22 protein-coding genes are annotated in these 26,529 nt (G+C 54.9%); 9 read left to right on the forward strand and 13 right to left on the reverse strand.

Annotation, left to right across the window (positions count from 1 at the left end):
* Window positions 1-108 precede the first annotated feature (108 nt).
* Genes PYR66_17790 through PYR66_17800 form a run of 3 tightly spaced genes read right to left on the reverse strand, consistent with a single transcriptional unit; the run spans window position 109 to window position 4,151 of the window.
* Window positions 109-1,887, reverse strand: coding sequence for a SmdB family multidrug efflux ABC transporter permease/ATP-binding protein (locus PYR66_17790; GenBank protein WEF27133.1), 1,779 nt, complete (start codon window positions 1,885-1,887; stop codon window positions 109-111).
* Window positions 1,880-3,649: a SmdA family multidrug ABC transporter permease/ATP-binding protein gene (locus tag PYR66_17795; GenBank protein WEF27134.1), complete on the reverse strand. Its 1,770-nt coding sequence runs from the start codon at window positions 3,647-3,649 to the stop codon at window positions 1,880-1,882. The genes PYR66_17790 and PYR66_17795 overlap by 8 nt, the downstream gene beginning before the upstream one ends.
* Before the next feature lie 43 nt (window positions 3,650-3,692).
* Window positions 3,693-4,151 carry an Lrp/AsnC family transcriptional regulator gene (locus PYR66_17800; GenBank protein ID WEF27135.1) on the reverse strand — a complete coding sequence of 153 codons (459 nt, stop codon included), beginning with the start codon at window positions 4,149-4,151 and terminating at the stop codon, window positions 3,693-3,695.
* Window positions 4,152-4,266: 115 nt separating this feature from the next.
* Here PYR66_17800 and PYR66_17805 point away from each other — a divergent pair, with 115 nt between their 5' ends.
* Window positions 4,267-5,319, forward strand: a complete 1,053-nt coding sequence (locus tag PYR66_17805) for a PLP-dependent cysteine synthase family protein (GenBank protein ID WEF27136.1) — start codon at window positions 4,267-4,269, stop codon at window positions 5,317-5,319.
* A 44-nt stretch (window positions 5,320-5,363) separates the two neighbouring features.
* Here PYR66_17805 and cof read toward each other — a convergent pair whose 3' ends face one another.
* The gene (cof, locus tag PYR66_17810; protein ID WEF27137.1) at window positions 5,364-6,182 is read right to left on the reverse strand and encodes an HMP-PP phosphatase; all 819 of its coding nucleotides are present in this window, start codon (window positions 6,180-6,182) and stop codon (window positions 5,364-5,366) included.
* A gap of 108 nt (window positions 6,183-6,290) precedes the next feature.
* Here cof and PYR66_17815 point away from each other — a divergent pair, with 108 nt between their 5' ends.
* Both PYR66_17815 and queC read left to right on the forward strand, forming a co-directional pair.
* On the forward strand, window positions 6,291-7,991 hold the full coding sequence (locus tag PYR66_17815) for an SgrR family transcriptional regulator (protein WEF27138.1): 1,701 nt from the start codon (window positions 6,291-6,293) through the stop codon (window positions 7,989-7,991).
* A 66-nt stretch (window positions 7,992-8,057) separates the two neighbouring features.
* Window positions 8,058-8,759 carry a 7-cyano-7-deazaguanine synthase QueC gene (gene queC / locus PYR66_17820; GenBank protein WEF27139.1) on the forward strand — a complete coding sequence of 234 codons (702 nt, stop codon included), beginning with the start codon at window positions 8,058-8,060 and terminating at the stop codon, window positions 8,757-8,759.
* A gap of 477 nt (window positions 8,760-9,236) precedes the next feature.
* On the opposite strand, the gene PYR66_17825 is transcribed toward queC, so the two are convergent.
* The 9 genes from PYR66_17825 to bolA all read right to left on the reverse strand — a co-directional run bounded on the left by PYR66_17825 (window position 9,237) and on the right by bolA (window position 19,677).
* Complete coding sequence (locus PYR66_17825) at window positions 9,237-9,638, reverse strand: YbgC/FadM family acyl-CoA thioesterase (GenBank protein WEF27140.1); 402 nt, start codon at window positions 9,636-9,638, stop codon at window positions 9,237-9,239.
* A 111-nt stretch (window positions 9,639-9,749) separates the two neighbouring features.
* On the reverse strand, window positions 9,750-10,115 hold the full coding sequence (locus tag PYR66_17830; GenBank protein WEF27141.1) for a helix-hairpin-helix domain-containing protein: 366 nt from the start codon (window positions 10,113-10,115) through the stop codon (window positions 9,750-9,752).
* Window positions 10,116-10,263: 148 nt separating this feature from the next.
* Complete coding sequence (ppiD, locus tag PYR66_17835; GenBank protein WEF27142.1) at window positions 10,264-12,138, reverse strand: peptidylprolyl isomerase; 1,875 nt, start codon at window positions 12,136-12,138, stop codon at window positions 10,264-10,266.
* A 214-nt stretch (window positions 12,139-12,352) separates the two neighbouring features.
* Window positions 12,353-12,625 carry a DNA-binding protein HU-beta gene (gene hupB, locus PYR66_17840; GenBank protein WEF27143.1) on the reverse strand — a complete coding sequence of 91 codons (273 nt, stop codon included), beginning with the start codon at window positions 12,623-12,625 and terminating at the stop codon, window positions 12,353-12,355.
* 206 nt (window positions 12,626-12,831) lie between these two features.
* Window positions 12,832-15,186, reverse strand: a complete 2,355-nt coding sequence (gene lon / locus PYR66_17845; protein ID WEF27144.1) for an endopeptidase La — start codon at window positions 15,184-15,186, stop codon at window positions 12,832-12,834.
* Window positions 15,187-15,369: 183 nt separating this feature from the next.
* Entirely contained in the window at window positions 15,370-16,644 is a 1,275-nt protein-coding gene (clpX, locus tag PYR66_17850; GenBank protein WEF27145.1) for an ATP-dependent protease ATP-binding subunit ClpX, read from the reverse strand.
* Between the two features lie 134 nt (window positions 16,645-16,778).
* Entirely contained in the window at window positions 16,779-17,402 is a 624-nt protein-coding gene (clpP, locus tag PYR66_17855) for an ATP-dependent Clp endopeptidase proteolytic subunit ClpP (GenBank protein ID WEF27146.1), read from the reverse strand.
* 313 nt (window positions 17,403-17,715) lie between these two features.
* The gene (gene tig, locus PYR66_17860; GenBank protein ID WEF27147.1) at window positions 17,716-19,014 is read right to left on the reverse strand and encodes a trigger factor; all 1,299 of its coding nucleotides are present in this window, start codon (window positions 19,012-19,014) and stop codon (window positions 17,716-17,718) included.
* A 345-nt stretch (window positions 19,015-19,359) separates the two neighbouring features.
* A complete protein-coding gene (gene bolA, locus PYR66_17865) occupies window positions 19,360-19,677 on the reverse strand; it encodes a transcriptional regulator BolA (protein ID WEF27148.1) in 318 nt (105 codons plus the stop codon).
* A gap of 381 nt (window positions 19,678-20,058) precedes the next feature.
* Here bolA and PYR66_17870 point away from each other — a divergent pair, with 381 nt between their 5' ends.
* The 6 genes from PYR66_17870 (at window position 20,059) to PYR66_17895 (ending at window position 26,526) form a co-directional block, all read left to right on the forward strand.
* Window positions 20,059-20,637, forward strand: a complete 579-nt coding sequence (locus tag PYR66_17870; GenBank protein ID WEF27149.1) for a lipoprotein — start codon at window positions 20,059-20,061, stop codon at window positions 20,635-20,637.
* 44 nt (window positions 20,638-20,681) lie between these two features.
* Window positions 20,682-22,157: a muropeptide MFS transporter AmpG gene (ampG, locus tag PYR66_17875; protein ID WEF27150.1), complete on the forward strand. Its 1,476-nt coding sequence runs from the start codon at window positions 20,682-20,684 to the stop codon at window positions 22,155-22,157.
* Between the two features lie 480 nt (window positions 22,158-22,637).
* The gene (gene cyoA, locus PYR66_17880; GenBank protein ID WEF27151.1) at window positions 22,638-23,582 is read left to right on the forward strand and encodes a cytochrome o ubiquinol oxidase subunit II; all 945 of its coding nucleotides are present in this window, start codon (window positions 22,638-22,640) and stop codon (window positions 23,580-23,582) included.
* Window positions 23,583-23,601: 19 nt separating this feature from the next.
* Window positions 23,602-25,596: a cytochrome o ubiquinol oxidase subunit I gene (cyoB, locus tag PYR66_17885; GenBank protein WEF27152.1), complete on the forward strand. Its 1,995-nt coding sequence runs from the start codon at window positions 23,602-23,604 to the stop codon at window positions 25,594-25,596.
* Entirely contained in the window at window positions 25,586-26,197 is a 612-nt protein-coding gene (locus tag PYR66_17890) for a cytochrome o ubiquinol oxidase subunit III (protein WEF27153.1), read from the forward strand. The genes cyoB and PYR66_17890 overlap by 11 nt, the downstream gene beginning before the upstream one ends.
* Window positions 26,197-26,526 carry a cytochrome o ubiquinol oxidase subunit IV gene (locus PYR66_17895; GenBank protein WEF27154.1) on the forward strand — a complete coding sequence of 110 codons (330 nt, stop codon included), beginning with the start codon at window positions 26,197-26,199 and terminating at the stop codon, window positions 26,524-26,526. Before PYR66_17890 ends, PYR66_17895 begins: the two co-directional genes overlap by 1 nt.
* Window positions 26,527-26,529 lie beyond the last annotated feature (3 nt).

Below are 26,529 nucleotides of genomic sequence, written 5' to 3' on the forward strand. Positions count from 1 at the left end.
ACGAAGATTGCACAGGAATGCACAAAAATGCACCAACCTGGTGCATAGCCAACAGCCGGATTGCACCCGTTCACACCAGCATCGCGCCCGATGCCTGTTGATGGTGCATCAGGCGCTAAGCGACTCTTCCTGCACGCTAGCAGCCAGCTCTTCGCCAGCCAACTGCAACTGGTACATCTGCCAGTAGCGGCCCTTCGCCGCCAACAACTGTTGATGGTTACCGCGCTCCACGGCCTGACCGCGGTGGAGCACCAAAATGGTATCGGCCTCCACGATTGTCGACAAACGGTGGGCGATAACCACCAACGTCGTGTGCTCACGCACTTTCGCCAACGCCTGCTGGATAGCCTGCTCGGTGCCGGAATCAATATTGGCCGTCGCCTCATCGAGGATCAGCACTTGCGGCGTCTCTACCAGCACGCGAGCCAGCGCCAGCAACTGTTTCTGCCCCACCGACAAGTTATTGCCCTGCTCACCCAGTTGAGTATAGATACCGTCGCTCATCTCGCGGGCAAGTTCGGCGAGCTGCACGGCTTCCAGCGCCTCCCAAACCTGCCGCTCGCTGATATCGCGCCCCAACGTCACGTTGGCGTAGAAGGTATCCGCCAGCACCACCGGGTCCTGTTGCACCATGGCGACGCCCTGACGTAACGCACTGTGGCTTAGCGTTGACAACGGGCGGCCATCGAGGCGAATTTCGCCTTTGGTCAGCGGATAGTAACCCATCATCAGGCTGGCCAATGTGCTCTTGCCGCTACCGGTATGACCGACCAGCGCCACAAAACCGCGTGAAGGAATATCCAGATTAATATCCTGCAACACCAGTCGGTCGTCGCGATAGGCGAACGACACGTTATCAATCGCCACCGTGCCGCTGCGCAGCGGCGCGCTATCGTCGCCCCAACTCTGGCGCGGGCGGTCCATCAGCTCAAAGACGCGCTCTCCCGCCACTACCGCCTGCTGCAGCATCGACTGCTGGGTGGTTAACTCGATCAGCGGTTCGTTCAGTCTTCCAAGGTAGCTAATAAAGGCGTACAGCACCCCGACTTCAATGCTTCCGGAGGCGCTAAAACCAAACAGCATCAGCAGACCGCAAAGAATCAGCGATGAGAACAGGCTCAACAGCGGACGCAGCAGGAACCCGTCCAGACGCAACGTTTGCATACGCGCCAGATAGTGACCGTAGCTGGCTTCGCGCATGCGCTCGCCGAATCGCGCCTGCTGACGGAACTGCTGAATAACGCCCATACCGTTGATCACTTCGTTAAAGCCGTCGTTGATATCGGCAAGCCAGGCGCGCATACGACGGACGATTGGCGTGCTATAACGCTGATAGACTGTCATCACGATCAGCACCGCCGGGAAGATAGCCACCGCCACCAGCGCCATTCGCCAGTCGAGGCTAAACATCGCCACCAGCATCGCGCCAATCAGCGCCGCACTGCGCAGCACCGTCGCCACCACTGTCACATACAGATCGCGAATCACTTCGGTGTCGTTGGTCACGCGTGAAATCAGCTGACCGACCGGCTGAGTATCGAACTCGCTGAGCGGCTGGCGCAGCGCAGCATCCATCACATCGCTGCGCAACTGCTGCACCACGCCGACCGCTGCCCGGTTAAACAGCAGCGCCTGATTATAGTGCAGCGTAGCCGCAAGGATCTGTAGGCCGATATAGGCGGCAGCCAGTCCGCTGACAACCTTCACCGGCAGCGACTGCTTCGCCACCATATTGTCGATGAAGTAGCTTATCAGCAGCGGGCCGCTCACTTCCGCCGCCGCGGCGACCCACATCATGATCACCGCAATCATCAGCGGCTTGCGCCACGGTGAACCGTAGGCCAGCAGACGTTTTAAGGTCGGCCAGAGTTGAGCGAAACTACGCATCGACCGTCTCCTCATCTTGCGGCACATCGTCGAGCGCCGCTTCCAGCTGCTGATAGCGATACATATCGCGATACCACCCGGCCTGAGCAGCCAACTGCTCATGGCGACCGCGCTGGGCAATATGACCGTGCTGCAGCACCAGAATTTCGCTGGCTTCGGTTAACGCCGAAAGACGGTGGGCGCTAATAATCACCGTCCGTCCTTCGCCCCACTGGCGCAGGTTATGCAAAATATCGTGCTCTGTTCGCCCATCAACCGCCGAAAGCGCATCATCAAGGATCAATATTTCCGCTTCCAGCAACAGCGCGCGGGCGATGGAAATACGTTGTTTCTGCCCCCCGGAGAGCATGACGCCGCGCTCGCCGACCTCCGTTTCATAACCTTGCGGCAGACGCAGAATATCGTCATGGACGCTGGCCAACCGCGCGACGTGTTCGATCTGCTCTTGCGTCGCATCCGGCTTACCCAACGCAATGTTGTTCGCGACGGTATCGGAGAACAGGAATGGGGTCTGGTTGACCACCGCCAACCGCCCGCGCCAGCTGTCGAGCTGCAGGCGAGTCAGTGGGATATCATGGAAACGGATATCGCCGTCGGTCACATCAAAGTGGCGCTGGATAAGCGCCAGAATGGTGCTTTTACCCGCTCCCGTCGGCCCGCAGATACCGAGCATCTGCCCCGGCTGTAGGGTAAAATTGACCTTCTCCAGCGACGGTTTACTGGCCTGCGGATAGGTAAACTCACGTACCGCCACATTGAGCGAGCCGCGCCCTTCCGGTACCGTTTCGCTACCGTCATTGACCACCGGCGCTTCTTCCAGCATCGAGCGAATGCGCCCGTAGGCGGCGCTGCCGCGCTCGACGATGTTAAACATCCACGCCAGCGCCAGCATTGGCCAAATCATCAAACCGAGGTACATCACAAAACTGGTTAATTGGCCGAGGGTCAGCTCGCCCTGCAGCACCAGCCAGCTGCCGCCGCCGATCGCCAGCAGGTTGGCCGCGCCGATAGCGATATAGATAGTGGGGTCGAAGCGGGCGTCGATACGCGCCACCCGCATGTTCTTGGCCCCGGTATCTGCCGCATCGGCGGCGAATTGCGCCGATTGACGGTCTTCAAGACCGAAGGCTTTAATCATGCGAATACTGGTCAGGCTCTCCTGAGTGCGATCGTTAAGACTGGAAAAAGCCGCCTGCGCCACGCGGAAGCGTTCATGCAGGGCATCGCCGTTGCGCTTGATCGCCAGCGCCATAAACGGCATCGGCAACAGCGCCAGCAGGGTCAACTGCCAGCTGATTTGCGTCGACATGACAATGAGCACCGCGCAACCCATCACCAGCGAATCCACTAATGTCAAAACGCCCTCCCCGGCGGCGAAGACCACGCGGTCAACGTCGTTGGTCGCACGGGCGATCAGGTCGCCGGTACGGTGGCGCAGATAAAAGGCCGGGTGCTGACGACTGAGTTGGCGATAGAAATCTTCGCGTAGCTCAACGGCCAGTTGATAAGATGCGCCGAACAACAGGACGCGCCAGACGTAGCGCAGCAGATATATCATCACCGCAATGACCACCAGCGCGCCAATCCACATCCACACCTTCTCTGCGGTGTAATGTTCTTTGGTCACGCCATCGACCACAATGCCCACCACTTTCGGCGGGATCAACTGAAGTACGGCAATGACGGCTAGCAGAGCAACGGCGCCGAGGTAACGGCGCCACTCCCGGCGAAAGTACCAGCTAAGTTGAGCAAATAATCGCAAACGGTAGAATCCTGAATCTGTAAATCGTGGCGGCGAATAGCCGTTAATCAATAGGCAAAGCTGTGGTGTATTTTATCTGTTCCATGGCGAAACTCGAAGTGACATCCGAAAGGCCCGGTACGCTGTTCACCAGACGTTTATAAAAGTCGTCATAGCGCTTCATATCCGCGACCTGCACCCGCAGCAGGTAATCGTATTCCCCGGCCATGCGCCAGAAGCCAAGCACTTCCGCCATTTGCGTCACTTCGCTGACAAAGCGGCAGTACCAGTCGCTGCTGTGATGCTGGGTTTTAATCAAGACAAAGGCGGTTAACCCAAGTCCGAGTTTTTCCGCATCCAGTATGGCGACGCGCTCGCGTAGGATGCCTTCATCCTCGAGGCGCTTGAGCCGTTTCCAGCAGGGTGTGGTGGTCAGATTAACGGCATCCGCCAGCGCCTGCAAAGAGAGGGTACAGTCTGTTTGCAGCAATGAGAGCAGCTTACGGTCAATTTTATCTAGCATAAGACCACCTGAGAGAATAATTTACTCCCGTAATTGTAATTGAAAGGCTAAATAGCAACAATTTTTCCCGCACTTTCCGCTAAGCTGGGCACAAAATGACAAACAGGAAACCGAGATGAATAGCGCCTGGGTAAAACACGCCATTAGTGAAATTAACGCCGACTATCAGCGTTCCGCCGATACACACCTGATTCGCCTGGCGCTGCCCGGTTTCCCGGGGATCCAAATTTATCTTAAAGATGAGAGCACCCATCCGACCGGCAGCCTCAAACACCGCCTGGCGCGTTCACTGTTTCTTTACGGCCTGTGCAACGGTTGGATCAAAGAAGGCACCACCATTATCGAATCGTCCTCCGGTTCGACAGCGGTCTCGGAAGCCTATTTCGCCCGCCTGCTGGGGTTGCCGTTTATTGCCGTGATGCCCTCCTGCACGGCGAAACGTAAAATCGAACAAATCGAGTTTTACGGCGGGCGTTGCCATTTCGTGGACAGCGCCTGCGAAATCTACGCTGCTTCCGAAACGCTGGCGCGCGAGCTGAACGGCCACTATATGGATCAGTTCACCTTCGCCGAACGCGCCACCGACTGGCGTGGCAACAACAACATCGCCGACAGTATTTTCCGCCAGATGACCCATGAGCCGCACCCGCAGCCGTCATGGATCGTCATGAGTGCCGGCACCGGCGGCACCTCGGCGACCATTGGCCGCTACATTCGCTGCCAGGGTTACGAAACCCAACTGATGGTCGTCGACCCGCAGAACTCGGTATTCCTCAATTACTGGCAAAGCCGCGACGCCAGCCTGCGCAGCCCGGTCGGCAGCAAAATTGAAGGGATTGGCCGCCCGCGCGTCGAGCCGTCGTTCATTCCCGATGTTGTCGACGAGATGCTGCGCGTGCCGGATGCCGCCAGCGTTGCCACCGCGCTGTGGCTGGAAACGCAGCTTGGGCGGAAGGTCGGCGCCTCTACCGGCACCAATATGTGGGGCGTACTGCAACTGGCCGCGCGCATGCGCGATGAAGGACGCACGGGTTCTATTGTCACCCTGCTGTGCGACAGCGGCGAGCGCTATCTGGAAAGCTATTACAACCCGCAGTGGGTGGCGGCCAATATCGGCGACATCGCCCCGTGGCAGGCGCAGATCGCGCAACTGATCAGCGCAAAATAAAAAAAGCCAGATAGCGTGCTACCTGGCTTGCTGGAAGAGTCTCTCTATTCGGGGGAATAAGGAAGATCAGGATTATCCAGCCAATGAGTTAAAAAGTGGGAGACCGCCTGGTGACGGCAGTCGCCGATAACCGGTAGATGCGGCAGCTCGGCTTTGAGCTGCGGCATCGCGTTGCCCATGATAAAACCTCGCCCTACGCTGCCGAGCATCTCACGGTCATTCATCGCATCGCCAAACGCCATGCAGTCCTGCAAAGTGAAGCCTAAATGTTGGCTCAGTACCGCCAACGCGGCGCCTTTATTACAGCCGACCGGCAACACTTCCAGACAGTCCATCGCCGAGAAACAGAGCGACGCGCGATCGCCTAACGCGTCATTCAGTTGGATCCGCAGGCGACGCAGATCGTCATGATCGCCGCAGAAACAGATCTTTGTGACGTGATGCGCGGGCATCCTTTTTGGATCGCACAGCTGATAATGGAAACCGCTGAAGGCATGGGCGTGGAGCATTTCGGGTCTTGCCTGGCCGGTAAACCAGCCGCCATCGTTAAAGACGTGCATGCTGGCGCGGGTATCCCACGCGCTATGCAGCACTTCTTCCGCAACCTCAGGGTTCAGATCCTGGCGGTACAGCTCATCGCCTTCCAGCGAATGGATGCGCGTGCCGTTGCCGGTAATCAGAAAGGCATCGAGGGAGAACTCGCCGACTACGCGGTGCATTTCCAGGGCATGGCGACCGGTGGCGAACGTCAGGGCGATATCGCGTTCACGCAGCCGTTTCAGCGCCGTAAGCGTCTGCTCTCCGAGACGATGATCCGGCATCAGCAAGGTGCCGTCCATATCAAATGCCGCCAGTTTTGCCATGGTATTTTCCCCGATGTGTGATGGGTTTCGCTTGTGTTGCAGTATCGCCTGGGATATACGGAAGTAATAGTGAATAGATATTTTTTATTGTTCCGGGTTTACGGCAAGATGAGATTATTAAACCGTTTAAATCAGTACCAGCGGCTGTGGCAGCCCTCATCCGGCGCACCGCAGCAGGTTACCGTCGGCGAGCTTGCGGAGCGCTGCTTTTGCAGCGAACGCCATATTCGCACTCTGCTGCGCCAGGCGCAGGAAGCCGGGTGGTTAAGCTGGCAGGCCAGCTCCGGGCGTGGCAAGCGCGGGCAACTTTGTTTTCACAAAACCCCCGAGAGCCTGCGTAACGAGATGATGGAACACGCGCTGAATAAAGGGCAGCAGCAGAATGCGCTGGAACTGGCGCAGCTGGCGCCGGTAGAACTGAAAGCGCTACTGCATCCCTTCCTCGGCGGCCAGTGGCAAAACAATACCCCAACGCTGCGTATCCCTTACTATCGCCCACTGGAACCACTGCGCCCCGGTTTCCTCCCCGGGCGCGCGGAACAACATTTGGCCGGACAGATCTATGCCGGCCTGACGCGTTTTGACGATCGCGACAATACCCCGGTGGGCGATCTGGCGCACCACTGGCAGGTGTCGCCCGATGGCCTGCGCTGGCATTTTTATATCCGCTCCACCCTGTGCTGGCATAACGGCGATGCCGTAGAAACCGCGCAGCTGCGGCAAAGGTTACTGCTGCTGCTTGAACTACCGGCCTTACGCACGCTCTTTGCCAGCATTAGCCGAATCGACATCACTCATGCCCAGTGTCTGACCATTACGCTGCACCGCGCCGACTACTGGCTGCCGTTCCGTTTAGCCAGCTACTGTAGCGTACTGGCCCATCCTGACGATCCGGCTATCGGCTGCGGCCCGTTCCGCCTGAAGCTATTCAGCCCGGAACTGGTACGGCTGGAGAACCATCCCCGCTACCACCTGCAACATCCGCTCATCCAGGCGGTGGAGTTCTGGATCACGCCGCAGCTGTTCGAACGCGATCTCGGCACCAGCTGTCGGCATCCGGTGCAGATCACTATCGGCGATCCCGAAGAACTCGATAATCTGCGCCAGGTCAGCAAGAGCATCAGCCTGGGTTTCTGCTATTTGACCCTGCGTCATAGCCCTCGCCTTAGCAAGGCGCAGGCTCAACGGTTGGTGTCAATTATCCACCGCTCGTCGCTACTGGAGACGCTGCCGCTGGATGAAGGGCTGATCACGCCAAGTCACGAAGTGCTGCCGGGATGGTCGATTCCGCAGGGGCCGGAAAACCATGAGGTACCGCTGCCGTCGCAGTTAACCCTGCTCTATCACCTGCCGGTTGAGCTACATGCGATGGCTGAACAGCTGCGGCTACGGCTTGCCACCCTTGGCTGCGAACTGACAATCATTTTTCACGACGCGAAAAATTGGGACGGTTGCCAGCACCTGGCACAGGCGGATCTGATGATGGGCGACCGTCTGATTGGCGAAGCGCCGGAATATACGCTTGAACAGTGGTTACGCTGCGACACCCTGTGGCCTAATTTGCTGACCGGGGCGCAATATGCCCATTTGCAGGCCACGCTGGACGCGGTGCAAGCGCAGCCCGAGGCCCGTGGCCGCAACGATGCTCTGCGTAATGTGTTCAATACGCTGATGGATGACGCCATTATGACGCCGCTGTTCAAATATAATTATCGGATCAGCGCGCCGCCGGGGGTCAATGGCCTGCGCCTCAACGCCCGAGGCTGGTTCGATTTCGCCAGCGCCTGGCTGCCGGCATCATCGACGTGAGAGAGCTGGTCGCCGCGCGCGTCTGGCGCTACCATATTGCTTTCACTTATTTAGTCAGGAATTGCCATGAAACGCGCCGTAGTTGTCTTCAGCGGAGGACAAGACTCAACAACCTGCCTGGTGCAGGCACTGGAACAATATGATGAAGTGCATTGCGTCACTTTTGATTATGGTCAACGCCACCGCGCCGAGATTGACGTGGCTCGCGAGCTGGCGCTGAAACTGGGCGCGGTGGCGCATAAGGTGCTGGACGTCACGCTGCTTAACGAACTGGCGGTCAGTAGCCTGACGCGCGATAGTATCCCGGTACCGGATTACGAACCGGATGCCGACGGTATTCCCAATACCTTCGTTCCCGGGCGCAATATTCTGTTTTTAACCCTGACGGCCATCTATGCCTACCAGGTGAAAGCCGAAGCGATTATTACCGGCGTTTGTGAGACCGATTTCTCCGGCTACCCGGATTGCCGCGACGAGTTTGTTAAAGCATTGCACCATGCCGTCAGCCTCGGTATGGCAAAAGATATTCGCTTCGAAACGCCGCTGATGTGGCTGAACAAAGCCGAAACCTGGGCGCTGGCTGATTATTGGGGCCAGCTGGATCTGGTGCGCCGCGAAACTCTCACCTGTTATAACGGCATTAAAGGCGATGGCTGCGGCCAGTGCGCCGCCTGCAACCTGCGCGCCAATGGTCTGCATCAGTACCAGGCCGATCGGCCAGGTATTATGGCGATAATGAAGCAAAAAACCGGGCTGAACCAGGCATAGCCTGCGGAGAGCTATTGGCACGGAGCTTTAGTTCAACGTCCCCGGTGGCGCAACGCTTACCGGGGCTACGGGTTCACAGCGTCCCACTAGCCGGTAGCCCGGACAAGGCGCGTCAGCCGCCGCCTCCGGGAAGCTGTTGGCACGGAGCTTTAGTTCAACGTCCCCGGTAGCGCTACGCTTACCGGGGCTACGGGTTCACAGCGTCCCACCAGCCGGTAGCCCGGACAAGGCGCGTCAGCCGCCGCCTCCGGGAAACTGTTGGCACGGAGCTTTAGTTCAACGTCCCCGGTAGCGCTACGCTTACCGGGGCTACGGGTTCACAGCGTCCCACCAGCCGGTAGCCCGGACAAGGCGCGTCAGCCGCCGCCTCCGGGAAACTGTTGGCACGAAGCCTTAGTTCAACATCCCCGGTAGCACTACGCTTACCGGGGCTATGGGTTCACGGCTCTCCGCGGTCCGACTCTCACACGACTGTTGTTAGCGTAAGTTCATCTGGTCGAGTTTTTCGCGCAACTCTCCGTCCAACGGCAGCGCCTTCTGCGTTTTCAAATCAATACAGACGAAAGTAATCAGCGCATCGGCCACCACTTCGCCATTGGGGTTAAGCGTCACAATCTGACTCAGGGTGCCGCTTTTGCCGTTAAGCTGCTCCAGCTTACTGGTGACGGTCAGCACATCGCCCAGAACCGCCGGGCGGCGGTAGTTGATATTGATGTTTACCACCACGAAAGCAATATTGTGGCTGGTCATCCAGTGAAACGCCGGGCTGCTTTCGAGGCCGTCCCAGCGCGCTTCCTCAAGAAACTCCAGATAACGGGCGTTGTTAACGTGCTGGTAAACATCCAGATGATAACCGCGAACTTTAATTTGGGTCTGCATAGCGCACATGCCTTACGATTATTGTTGTCAATCAGGTAAGAGGTCACACCAGATAGCGTGACCTCTTTAGCATGGCAAAGATTTGCCACTGTGCAAACCAGCAAGCCAAAATTACAGCGTTAGATGTGACAGGTTTCTCTCTACCAGCGAACTGCCCATCCCAGGCACCTGTTTAAGATCGTCGACGGTCTTAAACGGTCCGTACTCTTCGCGGTAGCTGACGATGGCCTGCGCTTTCTTCAGCCCAACACCGTTCATGGCCTGCGCCAACGCCTCCGCGCTGGCAGTATTGATACTAACCCGCGCCCCATCGCTTTCCACTGCTTTAACCGCCTCTGGCGCCTTCGTCTGCAGTGGCTGAACGCTCTCTTTTGCCGATGCCGTCTTGCCGCTCGCCGACGCCGCCAGCGCCCCCTGAGAACCCGCCGCACAAGCCAGCAACGCAGCGACAAAAACCATTTTGATTCCTCTTTTCATGCTGTTATCTCCTTGTTTGTTGACAGCAAAGTCACGATAACGGCTGTGAAAATAGAGTACAAAAGGCGAATATCAGAAATGGAAAAGGCCGCGAAAGCGGCCTTTGGATATTGCATCACGTTACCTCGTTTTGCGAGGCGGCGCGAAATTATTGCTGCTGGTCGACGACGTCGCCGAGCTTGATTTTCGCTTCCTTACGCAGGTTGCTCATCAGTGCTTCAAAAGCAATTTGAGCGTTGTTCTGGGTGATCCCCTGAACCATCGCTTTCTTCTGCTCTTCCGGCATGGATCCGGCTTTCACTTCGTCCAGCGCCAGCAGCACGACGTTACCTTTCATGTCAGTGCCCACGCCATAGCTGGCTTTATCTTTCTGCGGCAGCGGCAGAGAGAATGCCGCCTGACTCAGCGGATCCTGACCGGTACGGGACAGCGTCTGCGCCGCGCCGAAGCTCAGCCCAGCGGCTTTCATCGCTTCATCGCCTTTACCGGCTTTCAGGTCGGCCAGTAGCTTGTCGGCATCCAGCTTCGCCTGTTGCTCCGCTTTGTTGTGCTTAACGATGTCGCTCACCTGCGCTTTCACGTCAGCCAGCGGCTTAACGCTTTCCGCTTTGTGCTCGCTGATACGCAGTACAAAGGCGCGATCGCCGTCAACGGTAATGATGTCCGAGTTGCTGCCCGGCGTGCCGTTCTCGCCGACCAGACCGCCGTTAAAGATAGCGTCGGAGACCGGTTTGAAGTTCAGCTCTTCCGGCAGATTGTCGCGGCCGAACCAGCCGGTCTCAACCACTTTCAGGCCAGCGACTTGCGCCGCGCCCGCCAGGGACTCGTTATCGTTGCTGGCAGCGTCACTCACCTTCTGCTGCAGCGCATAGTACGCGTCCAGCGCTTTTTCCTGCTTCACTTTTGCCGCGATATCGTTACGCACGTCTGCCAGTGGTTTTACCTGCGCCGGCTGAACATCATCCAGACGAGCCACCAGGAAGCCTACGGAAGATTTGATCACGCCGGAGAGTTGGCCTTTATCTTTCAGACCAGCCTCTTTCAGCTCAGGCACGGTGGAAGCATCTTCCATCCATCCCATATCGCCGCCGTTACGCGCGGAGATGATGTCGGTAGATTTCTCTTTCGCTAACGTGGCGAAATCAGCGCCTTTTTGCAGTTCGCCCAGCACCGCTTTTGCATCGGCTTCAGTTTTAGTCTGAATCACGCTGTAGCGATTGCGCTGCGGCTGAGTGAACTGATCTTTATGCTGGTCATACCATGACTGAATTTCTTCGTCAGAAGCGTTTTCCTGCATGCTGGCGGCATCCATCTTGATGTAGCTCACGCGGAACTGCTCCGGCGCCATAAAGCGGGCCTGATTCTGCTGCCAGAAAGCGTTGATCTCTTCATCGCTGGCGGTCTGCTTCGCCGCCAGCGCGTTGACGTCGATGGTCGCTTCGCGAACCACACGCTGCTGGGATACCAGCGCCGCCAGTTGATCGGATTCACCCGGCAGCATGAAATCGGTACCGGCAACCGCGTTAATCAGTTGCTGAGTCGTCAGTTGGTTACGCAGCGCCTGTGCGTATTGATCGGTGGTCATCCCCATCTGATTCACGATACCGCTGAAGCGTTCGTTATCAAATTTGCCATTCGACTGGAAGGCCTGGGTCTGGAAGATAGCCTGCTTCACCTGGTTGTCACTGATGCCAAGGCCCAGTTCGCGCGCATACTGATCCAGCAGCGACTCATCAATCAGGCGGTTCAGCACCTGCTGACGCATGGTTTTCATGTAGTTTTCGTTAGCCGCCAGTTCAGAGAACTGATCGCCAAGCTGTTGCTGCATGCGGTTACGCTCGCTGGCAACGGCATTTTCAAACTGCGCGCGGCCAATCTCCTGACCATTCACTTTTGCGGCATAGTTGTTGCCGCCGCCAATCAGGTAACCACTCACCCCGGTCAAGATGAACGAGACAATAATGATACCGAAAATAATCTTGAGCACGACGCTGTTGGCGGCCGTGCGTAGGTTGTCCATCATGGTGTAACAACGCTCCGCTGTAGATGACTTTAGCTCGCGCAGCATAGCACGTGATGGCTGCCGCGCGTGAGGACGTATTTTGACAAGAAAACGGGGCAATTGTCAGCCCACAAGTGCGCATAAACACACATAAAGTCGCGTTCTGGACGAATAAAAAAGGCACATCTCGCGATGCGCCCTTGTACTTCGTCACATTCCCTGGCGGGAGAGCCGATTAGTTTACCGCGTCTTTCAGCGCTTTACCTGCGCGGAAACCCGGTACTTTAGCAGCAGCAATGGTGATTTCTTTACCTGTTTGCGGGTTGCGACCAGTACGGGCAGCACGCTCTTTAACAGCAAAAGTACCGAACCCTACCAGCGCAACATCATCCCCAGACTGCAGAGATTCAGTAACAGAAGCGATTAAAGCATCTAACGCACGTCCAGCTGCAGCTTTAGAAATGTCCGCACCCGCAGCAATTTTGTCAATCAGTTGAGATTTATTCACTGTTCTCTTCCTCTCTTTATAATTTATATCGCACCAGAATCCTTCATGGCGCGACCGCGCAGCAGTTATATCAGGACTGTCATGCCCTTACAACAGAGTTGTCGATGACCCCTGCCAGCGATCTAAGTTAGCTACACAAAAAAAGGCTGGCAAGTACGAATTTACTTACCAGCCCCACTTTTCTTAACGCTATTTGCGCGATATCACTATTTTGCGCTCACAACCTGCATGCCAAACGGTTCATTTTGCAGGGCAAGCGCCAGAACTTCCTCAATTCGCTGCACCGGATGGATATCCAAATCGGCGATAACGTTTTCCGGAATTTCTTCAAGGTCACGCTTGTTTTCGTAAGGGATCAGGACTGTCTTGATGCCTCCACGATGCGCCGCGAGCAGTTTTTCCTTCAGACCGCCGATCGGCAGCACCTGACCGCGCAGGGTAATTTCCCCTGTCATCGCAACATCGGCGCGTACCGGGTTGCCCGTCAGGCAAGACACCAGCGCGGTACACATCGCCGTACCGGCGCTCGGGCCGTCTTTCGGCGTCGCCCCTTCCGGCACGTGAACGTGGATATCGCGTTTTTCGTAGAAGTCCGGGTTGATACCCAGCTTCTCCGCGCGCGCGCGCACCACGGTCAGCGCCGCCTGGATAGATTCCTGCATCACTTCGCCAAGCGAGCCAGTATAGGTCAGCTTGCCTTTGCCCGGGACGCAGGCGGTTTCGATGGTCAGCAAATCGCCGCCCACTTCCGTCCACGCCAGACCGGTCACCTGACCCACGCGGTTTTCGCTATCCGCGCGGCCGTAGTCAAAGCGCTGTACGCCGAGATAATCATGCAAGTTTTCACCATTGATCTCGATGTGTTTCAGCGACTTATCCAGCAGCAGCTGTTTAACAGCTTTACGGCACAGCTTGGAGATTTCACGCTCCAGGCTACGAACGCCCGCTTCACGAGTGTAGTAACGGATAATGCCGACAATGGCGCTATCGTCGACCGTCAGTTCACCTTTTTTCAGCGCGTTGCGTTCGATCTGTTTCGGCAGCAGATGACGCTTGGCAATGTTCAGTTTTTCATCTTCGGTATAACCGGAGAGGCGAATCACTTCCATACGATCCAGCAGCGGGGCTGGAATATTCATGGAGTTAGAGGTCGCCACGAACATCACGTCACTGAGATCGTAATCCACTTCAAGATAGTGGTCGTTAAAGGTCACGTTCTGTTCCGGATCCAGCACCTCAAGCAGCGCTGAAGCCGGGTCGCCGCGCATGTCGGAGGACATTTTGTCGATCTCATCAAGCAGGAACAGCGGGTTTTTAACCCCGACTTTCGCCATTTTCTGGATCAGTTTGCCCGGCATTGAGCCAATATAAGTCCGGCGATGGCCACGGATTTCCGCTTCATCACGCACGCCGCCCAGTGCCATTCGCACGTACTTACGTCCGGTGGCTTTGGCAATGGATTGACCCAACGAGGTTTTACCCACCCCCGGCGGCCCTACCAGACACAAGATCGGCCCTTTCAGCTTGTTCACGCGACTCTGCACCGCGAGGTACTCAAGGATGCGATCCTTCACCCGCTCAAGGCCATAGTGGTCGGTATCGAGGATTTCCTGAGCCTGACGCAGGTCTTTTTTGACCTTGCTGCGCGCGTTCCACGGAACCTGCACCATCCAGTCGATGTAGCCGCGTACGACGGTCGCTTCCGCCGACATCGGAGACATCATCTTCAGCTTTTGCAGTTCCGCTTCGGTTTTCTCTTTCGCCTCTTTCGGCATTTTTGCCGCATCGATCTTACGCTTCAGCGCTTCGTTTTCATCCGGGGCGTCGTCCATCTCGCCGAGCTCTTTCTGGATGGCTTTCATTTGCTCATTCAGATAGTACTCACGCTGAGATTTTTCCATCTGCTTCTTCACCCGGTTGCGAATGCGCTTCTCAACCTGCAGCAGATCGATTTCTGATTCCATCATCGCCATCAGATATTCCAGACGTTCGTTCACGTCGGACATCTCCAGCACAGACTGTTTGTCCGCCAGCTTAAGCGGCATATGCGCGGCGATGGTGTCCGCCAGACGCGCCGGATCGTCGATGCTATTCAGCGACGTCAGCACTTCCGGTGGGATTTTTTTGTTCAGCTTGATGTAGCCTTCAAACTGGCTGATAGCCGTACGCACAAGCACTTCCTGCTCGCGCTCTTCAATAACCGGCGAGGCAAGGTACTCTGCTTTGGCGGAGAAGTGCTCGCCATTATCAGACAGCGCAGTAATACGCGCGCGCTGCAAGCCTTCCACCAGCACTTTGACCGTGCCATCCGGCAGCTTCAGCATTTGCAAAATTGACGCCACGGTCCCGACGGTGAAAAGATCGTTTACACCCGGCTCATCCGTCGACGCTTCTTTCTGTGCGACCAGCATGATTTTTTTATCATGGTCCATGGCCGCTTCCAGACAACGGATAGATTTTTCCCGCCCTACAAACAGGGGTATGACCATGTGCGGATAAACCACCACATCGCGCAACGGCAATACGGGGATTTCAATGCGTTCAGAACGCTCAGGATTCATAGAGCTCTCTCTTAGTTTAAAGTCCGCCAGGTAGCCGACGACACCTTCATTAACGCGTCGCCGTTAATATGTAATCCAGTATATGGGGATGTATTCCATACATTCAACGCCGGGAATGCAGGAAAAATAAAAGGGGGGATAAAATCCCCCCTTTTTGTTTAACTGCTTGTGTGAATTGGCGAATTATTCGCCAGATGCCTGTTGCGCTTCCGGCTTGCCGTAGATCAGCAGCGGCTTGCTCTGACCTTCGATGACGGACTCGTCAATCACCACTTTTTCGACATCTTCCATCGACGGAAGGTCATACATGGTGTCGAGCAGCGCGGCTTCAACAATAGAACGCAGACCACGGGCGCCGGTTTTGCGCGCCATCGCTTTCTTGGCGATCGCATCCAACGCTTCATCACGGAATTCCAGCTCAGCGCCTTCGAGGCCAAACAGCGCCTGATACTGCTTCGTCAGGGCGTTCTTCGGCTCTTTCAGGATCTGAATCAGCGCGTCTTCACTCAGTTCATTCAAGGTTGCCACTACCGGCAGACGGCCGATGAATTCCGGAATCAGACCGAACTTGATCAGATCTTCCGGCTCAACCTGAGCCAACAGCTCGCCTTCACTTGCCTTGTCGGATTTCGCTTTAACCGTCGCGCCGAAGCCAATACCGGAGCCGGTTTCGACACGGTGGGAAATCACTTTATCCAGACCGGCAAAGGCACCACCACAGATAAACAGGATCTTAGAGGTGTCAACCTGCAGGAATTCCTGCTGCGGATGTTTACGCCCGCCCTGCGGCGGAACAGCGGCTACGGTGCCTTCGATAAGCTTCAGCAGCGCCTGCTGTACGCCTTCGCCGGACACGTCGCGGGTAATCGACGGGTTATCCGATTTACGGGAAATTTTGTCGATTTCATCGATATAGACGATGCCGCGCTGCGCTTTCTGTACGTCGTAATCGCATTTCTGCAGCAGCTTCTGAATGATATTTTCAACGTCTTCACCCACGTAACCGGCTTCGGTCAGCGTGGTCGCATCGGCCATAGTAAACGGAACATCCAGCAGGCGCGCCAGCGTTTCAGCCAGCAGCGTTTTACCGGAACCTGTCGGCCCGATCAGCAGAATGTTGCTTTTACCCAGCTCTACGCCATTGCTGGTGTCGCCGTTGCGCAGACGTTTGTAGTGGTTGTATACCGCCACCGCCAACACTTTTTTCGCCTGCTCCTGGCCGATAACATAATCGTCCAGATGGTGGCGAATTTCGTGCGGCGTCGGCAGCGCGCTGCGCTCGCGGTGCGGCGCGACTTCTTTAATCTCTTCGCGAATGATGTCGTTACATAAATCAACGCATTCGTCGCAGATATACACGGATGGCCCGGCGATCAGCTTACGCACTTCATGCTGGCTTTTGCCGCAAAAAGAGCAGTACAACAGTTTGCCCGAACCATCTTTGCGTTTATCTGTCATGAGTCCAAACCTCTTCTTAAGTTCTTTGTGCCGCAGATGACGACGCAAATGCCATTCTCAGGCGCAAGTCGCGATGACGTGTTGTGCCGCCCTGGTTTTACAACAAGTATAGCGGCACCCTTACGCCATGGGCATCAATTACGATGGGTCAAGATGGAATCGACCAGGCCGTATTCCACTGCTTCCGACGCAGACAGGAAACGGTCACGCTCGGTATCGCGCTCAATCTGCTCAAGGGATTGACCCGTATGATGCGCCATCAGTTCATTCATGCGCCCTTTCACTTTCAGAATTTCACGGGCGTGGATTTCAATATCCGTCGCCTGACCCTGATAGCCGCCCAGCGGCTGGTGAATCATCACGCGGGAGTTCGGCAGGCAGAAACGCTTGCCTTTCGCCCCTGCGGTCAGCAGGAAAGCGCCCATCGAAGCGGCCTGGCCCATACAAATGGTGCTAACGTCCGGCTTGATGAACTGCATGGTGTCGTAAATTGACATCCCGGCGGTGATCACCCCGCCCGGAGAGTTAATGTACAGGTAAATATCTTTTTCTGGGTTTTCCGCTTCCAGAAACAGCATCTGCGCCACAATCAGGTTAGCCATGTGGTCTTCCACCTGGCCGGTCAGGAAAATGACGCGTTCCTTAAGCAGACGGGAGTAGATATCAAAAGAACGTTCGCCGCGTGAGGTCTGTTCAATGACCATCGGCACCAGGGCCATATGGGGTGCAAAGTTATCTCGTTCGCCACTGTATGACATTTCCGTCTCCTGGATTAATTTTGAAAAAACCTGCTGCACTGATTGTAACCTTATGGACGGATTATCAGCCAGAGTTTCTATCCGCAGGGCATCGATACGTTAATGTCGTCATGATGCCTGACGCTGCGAATGCAGATACGTCACCCGTTTATGGGGATGGCACAGCCATAATTCAAGCATAACAACCTTTTGGAGTAACGCTATCACTGAAAATGTGTTTTAGCACTCATCCTAAGCCTATCATTGCAATAAAAAAAACCCGCCACCTTTCGGCAACGGGCTTTTTGCGCGAACCTTGAACAGCCGGGCGAAATTACGCCTGCTGGTTCATCAGTTCGTTGAAGGAAGTGGCTTTTTCAGACACTTTAGCTTTCGCCAGCACGGCTTCAACAGCCTGCTCTTCCAGCGCGACGTTGCGCATGTTGTCCATCAGTTCTTTGTTCTTGCTGTAGAACTCAACCACTTCTGACGGATCTTCGTATGCGGAAGCCATCTCTTCGATCAGGCCTTTAACGCGTTCTTCGTCAGCTTTCAGCTCGTTGGTGCGAATGACTTCGCCCAGCAGCAGGCCAACAACAACGCGGCGCTTCGCCTGCTCTTCGAACAGTTCGCGAGGCAGTTCCAGAGCCTGCTTCTCGTTACCGCCGAAACGCTGAGCAGCCTGGCGACGCAGTACGTCGATTTCGCTGTCGATCAGTGCAGCCGGAACGTCGATGTTGTTCGCATTCACCAGACCGTCGATAGCCTGAGATTTAACACGGTTACGCACGGCGCCTTTCAGCTCGCGATCCATGTTTTTACGCACTTCAGCGCGCAGACCAGCGACGGAACCATCTTCAACGCCGAAACGTTTGATGAATTCTTCAGTCAGTTCCGGCAGTTCGCGTTCTTCAACTTTCTTCAGGTTGATAACGAACTTAGCGGCTTTACCTTTCAGGTTTTCAGCGTGGTATTCTTCCGGGAAGGTCACGTCGATGGTGAACTCTTCACCCGCTTTGTGGCCTTTGATACCGTCTTCGAAGCCCGGGATCATACGACCCTGACCCATTGCCAGTACGAAGTCAGACGCTTTGCCGCCTTCGAACTCTTCGCCGTCTACAGAACCGGTGAAGTCGATGGTGACGCGATCTTCGGCGTCAACTGCACCTTCTTTTTCTTTCCAGTTCGCCTGCTGCTTACGCAGGGTGTCCAGCATGCCGTCAACGTCAGCGTCGGTCACTTCAACAACCGGTTTTTCAACTTCGATCGCGTCCAGGCCTTTCAGCTCAACTTCCGGATACACTTCGAACTCTACCGCGTAGGTGAAGTCTTCACCCAGCTTGTATTCGCCCGGAACGTAGTTCGGCGCGCCGGCCGGATTGATTTTCTCTTTGATGATCGCGTCAACGAAATGACGGCTCATCAGGTCGCCCAGCACGTCCTGGCGAACGGATGCGCCATAACGCTGAGCAACAACATTCATCGGCACTTTGCCTTTACGGAAGCCGTCAATGCGAACTTTTTTCGCTACGTTGACCAGCTCGCTTTTGACAGCATTCTCGATGCTGTCAGCGGCGATAGTAATCGTTACACGGCGCCCAAGGCCCTGAGTGGTTTCAACTGAAACTTGCATCTTGTTACCTCAAAAAAATCACAGTGCTCGGTCAACTCTGGAAGCGCGTGTAAGTGGCTTCGCAGAACCGGGATGCCCTCTTCAAATCAGAAACACATTCCCTGTCGTCAGAATCATCCCGAAGACATTCATATATAAGACGCGGCATTATAGCGGCATCACTTTTGTGAGTCGAGAACGGTTGTCGCCCACTGTTGCGGCATTTTTCACATTTCCCGCTCAAATTTGTCTGTAAATGTGCTGACTTTGCGCATTTTCCAGGCAAAAGAAAACGGCCCGCAGGCCGTTTTTGCTAAATCTTCACGCAACATACTGGAAAAGCGCCAGCGGTTGCAAATGTGATTTCTACGCGATACTTCCCGCTCCGCGGCAAGGCGGAGAGGCAAAGACGGTATCCTGTAGCCCTTCCCACTCTTTTATCGTGTATGTATGCAGCGCCAGGGCATGCACGGTGCTCGACAGCTCCTCGGTCAACGTACCGTAGATCATACGATGACGATTAAGGAAACGTTCGCCAGTGAAACGATCGCTCACCAACACCACTTTAAAATGACTTTCAGAGCCCGCGGGGACGTTGTGCCGATAGCTTTCATCCACGACTTCCAGATACATCGGGTCGAACGCTGCCCTAAGTTTTGCTTCGATCTGCTCACGTATCATCATGAATTTTCTCCTCCGACAACGCTAAGATGCCGCCATTCCCTTTAAATGTTAGCCGCTTTTACCGCTTCCATTGGCGGAAAACAACAAAAAATTAGCATTCCTCTGATATTTTCACGCAAAAGTATTAGGTTTACTGATGATGAACGCTAAATCTCCCGGCCAAATCGCTATCGGAAATGGGACGAGGTCATAAAACGCACAACACGATGATTTTCCACTCGTAGCCACTTCCCCTCGCCGTTGGCAATGTTATGATGGCGGGAATTTTTCTTAAACACCCTAACTACTTCGAGTTGCAGAAAAAAACGCCCGCGGTACTGTGCGGCGGCTGAAACCTGAATTATGACGGGTATAACAACACCGTGCGTTGAGACCCTGAACATGCTGAAGAAAATTCTATTCCCGTTGGTCGCGATGTTTGTACTCGCAGGATGCGCTACCCCACCGACGACTATCGAAGTATCGCCGAAAATCACCCTGCCGCAGCAGGATCCGAGCCTGATGGGCGTCACCGTCAGCATCAACGGCGCTGACCAGCGTCCGGATCAAGCGCTGGCGAAAGTGACCCGCAACAACCAGTTGGTCACCCTGACTGCCTCTCGCGATCTGCGTTTCCTGCTGCAGGAAGTGCTTGAGAAACAGATGACCGCGCGCGGCTACATGATTGGCCCGAATGGCGCCGTCGACCTGCAGATCATCGTCAACAAACTGTATGCTGACGTATCTCAGGGCAACGTGCGTTATAACATCGCTACCAAAGCGGATATCGCTATCATCGCCACTGCCGCCAACGGCACTAAGATGACCAAAAACTACCGCGCCAGCTACTCCGTTGAGGGCGCTTTCCAGGCTTCCAACCAGAACATTGCGAATGCAGTTAACAGCGTGCTGACGGATACCATCGCCGACATGGCGCAGGACACCAGCATTCATGACTTCATCAAACAAAACGCTCGTTAATTAATTAGCAGACCCGGTATCACGCCGGGTCTGCTCTATATGCCATGTCCAATCACTACTTACGTATTTTTCAGCAGCCTAAATCAGCCATTTTGCTGATCCTCGGCTTTGCTTCTGGTTTACCTCTCGCCCTGACTTCCGGCACGCTGCAAACGTGGATGACCGTTGAAAATATCGATCTAAAAACTATCGGCTTCTTCTCTCTCGTCGGTCAGGCATACGTGTTTAAATTTTTGTGGTCGCCATTAATGGACCGCTACACGCCGCCATTTTTAGGCCGTCGCCGCGGCTGGCTGCTGACCACGCAGCTAGCTCTGCTTATCGCCATCGCGGCAATGGGCTTCCTTGAACCCTCAACGCAGCTGCGCTGGATGGCGGCGCTGGCGGTCGTGATCGCCTTCTGCTCCGCGTCGCAGGATATCGTCTTTGACGCCTGGAAAACAGATGTCCTCCCGGCGGAAGAACGCGGCGCCGGCGCCGCGATAAGCGTGCTCGGCTACCGCCTGGGGATGCTGGTCTCCGGCGGACTGGCGCTGTGGCTGGCCGACCGCTGGCTCGGCTGGCAAGGCATGTACTGGCTGATGGCCGTATTGCTCATTCCATGCATTATCGCCACGCTGCTGGCGCCGGAGCCCAGCGACGTTATTCCGGTGCCGAAATCTCTTGAGCAGGCCGTCGCCGCGCCGCTGCGCGACTTCTTCGGGCGCAATAATGCCTGGCTTATCCTGCTGTTGATTGTCCTTTATAAGCTCGGCGACGCGTTCGCCATGAGTCTGACCACCACTTTCCTTATTCGCGGCGTCGGTTTTGATGCCGGTGAAGTGGGGATGGTGAATAAATCACTAGGCCTGTTCGCCACCATCGTTGGCGCACTCTACGGCGGCGTGTTGATGCAGCGCCTGACGCTGTTCCGCGCCCTTCTTATCTTTGGCCTGCTGCAGGGGGCGTCCAACGCCGGGTACTGGATTCTGTCGGTGACCGATAAGCACCTTTATTCAATGGCCGCGGCGGTATTTTTTGAAAACCTGTGCGGGGGAATGGGAACAGCGGCGTTTGTCGCGCTGTTAATGACGCTCTGTAACAAGTCGTTTTCCGCCACCCAGTTTGCCCTACTGTCGGCGCTGTCAGCGGTAGGTCGCGTTTACGTTGGACCGATCGCCGGCTGGTTTGTCGAAGCGAATGGCTGGCCGACGTTCTATCTTTTCTCCGTCGTTGCCGCGGTACCGGGAATTTTGCTCCTGCTACTGTGCCGGCGCACGCTGGAATATACCCAACGCACGGAAAGTTTCTTACCGCGCACGCAATATCCGCAAACTTATGCCCTGGCGCTGATTATCCTGGCGGTGGGTTGCCTGATGCTGGCGGTATGGCTGCTGCTGCTGGCGCTGAACGCGCTGGATTACACCGCCTTTTCCTTCCTGCCCGGCCTGCTGGAAGTCGCCGCGTTAACCGCTATTGGCGGTATTTTACTCGGCGCGATTCTGGACTATATGGCGCTACGCAAAACGCAACTGATTTAATTTTCACCAATATGTTAATAGCCGTTTTAATTACCCGAGGTAATTATAACGGCTTATTAGCGATTTTATTTTTCCCGAGAGCGGATTTGTTGTTTTGTGCGTTTTAGATTTCTGGAAATTATTGACAATTTTCATTCAATTCTTTAATTAATTTAACCGATTCAGCAGCGTTATTTTATTTTTACGTTTTCTCAATGTCTTTTATTTGATAATTAAATGTTAATTATTTGTGTTATTTTGCCGATGTTTATATCAGTAATCCCATAAGCCTTATCTTTCTTATCCCTTTCGTTATAGATCCAGCGCAAATCAGGCTTTGCAAGCAATTATGTCACATTCCGTAACATATGTGACAATCTAAGCAGAACCCGCTAACACAGAACTGACACAGATCCAATCGTGTTTACAGTAATGCAACCTTACCGTAAAATGCCCGTACACTTTAAACGCCACCAGATCCCGTGGAATTGAGGTCGTTCAATGAGACTCAGGAAATACAATAAAAGTTTGGGATGGATGTCATTAATCGCAGGTACTGTTTTACTCAGTGGTTGTGATTCTGCGCTCCTTGACCCAAAAGGACAGATTGGACTGGAGCAACGCTCTTTGATTCTGACGGCCTTCGGCCTGATGATGATTGTCGTTATTCCCGCCGTCTTAATGGCAGTAGGATTTGCCTGGAAGTATCGCGCGAGCAATAAAGATGCGAAGTATAGCCCGAACTGGTCACACTCCAACAAAGTTGAAGCTGTGGTCTGGACGGTGCCTATTCTGATCATCCTGTTCCTGGCCGTTCTGACCTGGAAAACCACTCACGCACTGGAGCCAAGCAAACCGCTTGCCCATGACGAGAAAGCAATCACCATCGAAGTCGTATCGATGGATTGGAAATGGTTCTTTATTTACCCGGAACAGGGTATCGCTACCGTCAACGAAATCGCCTTCCCGGCGAACGTACCGGTGCACTTCAAAGTAACCTCCAATTCCGTGATGAACTCGTTCTTCATTCCGCGCTTAGGTAGCCAGATTTATGCGATGGCTGGGATGCAGACTCAGCTGCACCTCATCGCTGATGAAGCAGGCACTTATGACGGTATCTCCGCAAGCTACAGTGGCCCGGGCTTCTCTGGTATGAAGTTCAAAGCGATTGCTACTCCGGATCGTGCAACCTTCGATCAGTGGGTAGAAAAAGCGAAACAGTCTTCGAATTCTATGGATTCTATGGCTGCATTCGACAAAGTGGCTGTGCCTAGCGAAAACAACAAAGTGGAATACTTCTCTAACGTGAAACCGGATTTGTTTAAAGATGTTGTTAACAAATTCATGTCTCACGAGAGCATGAACATGTCCAAACCTGAAGGCGAGCACGCTGCTCACGACGGGATGGAAGGCATGGACATGAGCCACGCGGAAACCGCTCACTAAGGGGCCGAGGAAGAAAACGATGTTCGGAAAACTTACACTGGATGCAGTGCCCTACCACGAACCCATTATCGTGGTTACGGTGGCTGCAATTATCATTGGGGGGCTGGCGATTCTGGCTGCCATCACTTACTTCGGTAAGTGGTCCTACCTATGGAACGAGTGGCTGACTTCCGTCGACCACAAACGTCTCGGTATCATGTACGTTATCGTGGCAATCGTCATGCTGCTGCGTGGCTTTGCTGACGCCGTTATGATGCGTAGCCAGCAGGTACTGGCCTCAGCCGGGGACGCAGGAGGATTCCTGCCGCCTCACCACTACGATCAGGTCTTTACCGCCCACGGCGTTATCATGATCTTCTTCGTAGCAATGCCATTCGTTATCGGCCTGATGAACCTGGTGGTTCCGCTTCAGCTCGGCGCGCGTGACGTTGCATTCCCGTTCCTCAACAACCTGAGCTTCTGGTTCACCGTTGTGGGCGTAATTCTGGTTAACCTGTCTCTGGGCGTCGGTGAGTTCGCGCAGACCGGTTGGCTGGCCTATCCGCCGCTCTCGGGAATTGAGTACAGTCCTGGCGTAGGGGTCGACTACTGGATTTGGGCACTTCAGCTCTCCGGTATCGGTACTACCCTGACCGGTATCAACTTCTTCGTGACCATTATCAAGATGCGTGCCCCTGGCATGACCATGTTCAAGATGCCGGTATTCTGCTGGGCATCTCTGTGCGCCAACATCCTGATTATCGCGTCCTTCCCAATTCTGACCGTCACCGTCGCGCTGCTGACCCTGGATCGCTACCTGGGCACCCATTTCTTTACCAACGATATGGGTGGCAACATGATGATGTACATCAACCTGATTTGGGCCTGGGGTCACCCGGAAGTGTACATTCTGGTTCTGCCGGTGTTCGGGGTCTTCTCCGAAGTCGCTGCAACCTTCTCGCGTAAGCGTCTGTTTGGTTACACCTCTCTGGTGTGGGCAACCGTATGTATTACCGTCCTGTCGTTCATCGTTTGGCTGCACCACTTCTTCACCATGGGTGCTGGCGCGAACGTAAACGCCTTCTTCGGTATTACGACCATGATTATCGCCATCCCGACTGGGGTTAAGATCTTCAACTGGCTGTTCACCATGTACCAGGGTCGCATCGTCTTCAACTCGGCGATGATGTGGACTATCGGCTTTATCGTGACCTTCTCTGTTGGTGGTATGACCGGCGTTCTGCTGGCGGTACCGGGCGCAGACTTCGTCCTGCACAACAGTCTGTTCCTGATTGCGCACTTCCATAACGTCATCATCGGCGGCGTGGTATTCGGTTGCTTCGCAGGTCTGACTTACTGGTGGCCGAAAGCCTTTGGTTTCACCCTGAACGAAACCTGGGGTAAACGCGCATTCTGGTTCTGGATCATCGGCTTCTTCGTTGCATTTATGCCGCTGTACGTGCTGGGCTTCATGGGTATGACCCGTCGCCTGAGCCAGGACATTGACCCGCAGTTCCACTCCATGTTGGTGGTTGCAGCATGCGGCGCGGCGCTGATCGCTTGCGGTATCCTGTGCCAGCTGATTCAGTTCTACGTTTCTATCCGCGATCGCGATCAGAACCGTGACCTGACCGGTGACCCATGGGGCGGCCGTACGCTGGAGTGGGCAACCTCTTCTCCTCCGCCGTTCTATAACTTCGCTATCGTTCCTGAAATTCACGAGCGCGATGCGTTCTGGGAAATGAAAGAGAAAGGCGAAGCGTATAAGCAGCCAGCGCATTATGAAGAAATTCATATGCCGAAAAACAGCGGCGCGGGCATCATCATTGCTGCATTCGCAACGGTGTTTGGCTTCGCGATGATCTGGCATATCTGGTGGATGGCGATTGTTGGTTTCGCCGGCATCGTAGTGACCTGGATTATCAAGAGCTTTGACGAGGACGTGGATTACTACGTACCGGTTGCGGAAGTCGAAAAACTGGAAAATCAGCATTTCGATGAGATTAACAAAGCAGGGCTGAAAAATGGCAACTGATACTCTTGCGCATAATGCCCACGCGCATGAACACGGGCACCATGATACAGGACCGATGAAGGTATTCGGTTTCTGGATCTACCTGATGAGCGACTGCATTATCTTTGCTACGCTGTTCGCAACCTATGCCGTTCTGGTGAACGGCACAGCGGGCGGCCCGGCGGGTAAAGATATTTTCGAACTGCCGTTTGTTCTGGTTGAAACCGCACTGCTGTTGTTCAGCTCCATCACCTACGGCATGGCGGCTATCGCCATGTACAAAAACAACAAGAGCCAGGTTGTTTCCTGGCTCGCCCTGACCTTCCTCTTCGGTGCAGGGTTCGTTGGGATGGAAATCTATGAGTTCCATCACCTGATTGTTGAAGGTATGGGTCCGGATCGCAGCGGCTTCCTGTCAGCGTTCTTCGCGCTGGTTGGTACCCACGGTCTGCACGTCACCTCCGGCCTGCTGTGGATGGTTGTGCTGATGGTTCAGGTATCGCGTCGCGGCCTGACCAACACCAACCGTACCCGTATCATGTGCCTGAGCCTGTTCTGGCACTTCCTGGACGTGGTCTGGATCTGCGTGTTCTCTGTTGTTTATCTGATGGGGGCGATGTAATGAGTCATTCTACCGATCATAGCGGCGCTTCTCACGGCAGCGTGAAGAGCTACATGACAGGGTTTATCCTGTCGATCATTCTGACGGCTATCCCGTTTGCAATGGTTATGAGTGGCTCTGCTTCGCATGCAGCGATGCTGGGAACCATCCTGGTGACCGCTGTTGTGCAGATTGTGGTGCACCTGGTGTACTTCCTGCACATGAACAGCAAATCTGACGAAGGTTGGAACCTGACCGCGTTTATCTTCACCGTAATCATCATTGCTATCGTAGTTGTCGGCTCCATCTGGATTATGTGGAACCTGAACTACAACATGATGATGCACTAAGAG

Source organism: Klebsiella aerogenes, from assembly GCA_029027985.1.
Taxonomy (GTDB): Bacteria; Pseudomonadota; Gammaproteobacteria; order Enterobacterales; family Enterobacteriaceae; genus Klebsiella; species Klebsiella aerogenes_A.

Bases quoted from the DNA above. Each gene is read 5' to 3' on its own strand.
- ppiD (WEF27142.1), bottom strand. From the start codon at position 12,138: ATGATGGACAACCTACGCACGGCCGCCAACAGCGTCGTGCTCAAGATT.
- PYR66_17890 (WEF27153.1), top strand. From the start codon at position 25,586: ATGGCAACTGATACTCTTGCGCATAATGCCCACGCGCATGAACACGGG.
- PYR66_17790 (WEF27133.1), bottom strand. From the start codon at position 1,887: ATGCGTAGTTTCGCTCAACTCTGGCCGACCTTAAAACGTCTGCTGGCC.
- PYR66_17895 (WEF27154.1), top strand. From the start codon at position 26,197: ATGAGTCATTCTACCGATCATAGCGGCGCTTCTCACGGCAGCGTGAAG.
- queC (WEF27139.1), top strand. From the start codon at position 8,058: ATGAAACGCGCCGTAGTTGTCTTCAGCGGAGGACAAGACTCAACAACC.
- clpX (WEF27145.1), bottom strand. From the start codon at position 16,644: ATGACAGATAAACGCAAAGATGGTTCGGGCAAACTGTTGTACTGCTCT.
- bolA (WEF27148.1), bottom strand. From the start codon at position 19,677: ATGATGATACGTGAGCAGATCGAAGCAAAACTTAGGGCAGCGTTCGAC.
- tig (WEF27147.1), bottom strand. From the start codon at position 19,014: ATGCAAGTTTCAGTTGAAACCACTCAGGGCCTTGGGCGCCGTGTAACG.
- cyoA (WEF27151.1), top strand. From the start codon at position 22,638: ATGAGACTCAGGAAATACAATAAAAGTTTGGGATGGATGTCATTAATC.
- cof (WEF27137.1), bottom strand. From the start codon at position 6,182: ATGGCAAAACTGGCGGCATTTGATATGGACGGCACCTTGCTGATGCCG.
- PYR66_17800 (WEF27135.1), bottom strand. From the start codon at position 4,151: ATGCTAGATAAAATTGACCGTAAGCTGCTCTCATTGCTGCAAACAGAC.
- PYR66_17870 (WEF27149.1), top strand. From the start codon at position 20,059: ATGCTGAAGAAAATTCTATTCCCGTTGGTCGCGATGTTTGTACTCGCA.
- PYR66_17805 (WEF27136.1), top strand. From the start codon at position 4,267: ATGAATAGCGCCTGGGTAAAACACGCCATTAGTGAAATTAACGCCGAC.
- PYR66_17825 (WEF27140.1), bottom strand. From the start codon at position 9,638: ATGCAGACCCAAATTAAAGTTCGCGGTTATCATCTGGATGTTTACCAG.
- clpP (WEF27146.1), bottom strand. From the start codon at position 17,402: ATGTCATACAGTGGCGAACGAGATAACTTTGCACCCCATATGGCCCTG.
- lon (WEF27144.1), bottom strand. From the start codon at position 15,186: ATGAATCCTGAGCGTTCTGAACGCATTGAAATCCCCGTATTGCCGTTG.
- cyoB (WEF27152.1), top strand. From the start codon at position 23,602: ATGTTCGGAAAACTTACACTGGATGCAGTGCCCTACCACGAACCCATT.
- PYR66_17815 (WEF27138.1), top strand. From the start codon at position 6,291: ATGAGATTATTAAACCGTTTAAATCAGTACCAGCGGCTGTGGCAGCCC.
- PYR66_17830 (WEF27141.1), bottom strand. From the start codon at position 10,115: ATGAAAAGAGGAATCAAAATGGTTTTTGTCGCTGCGTTGCTGGCTTGT.
- ampG (WEF27150.1), top strand. From the start codon at position 20,682: ATGTCCAATCACTACTTACGTATTTTTCAGCAGCCTAAATCAGCCATT.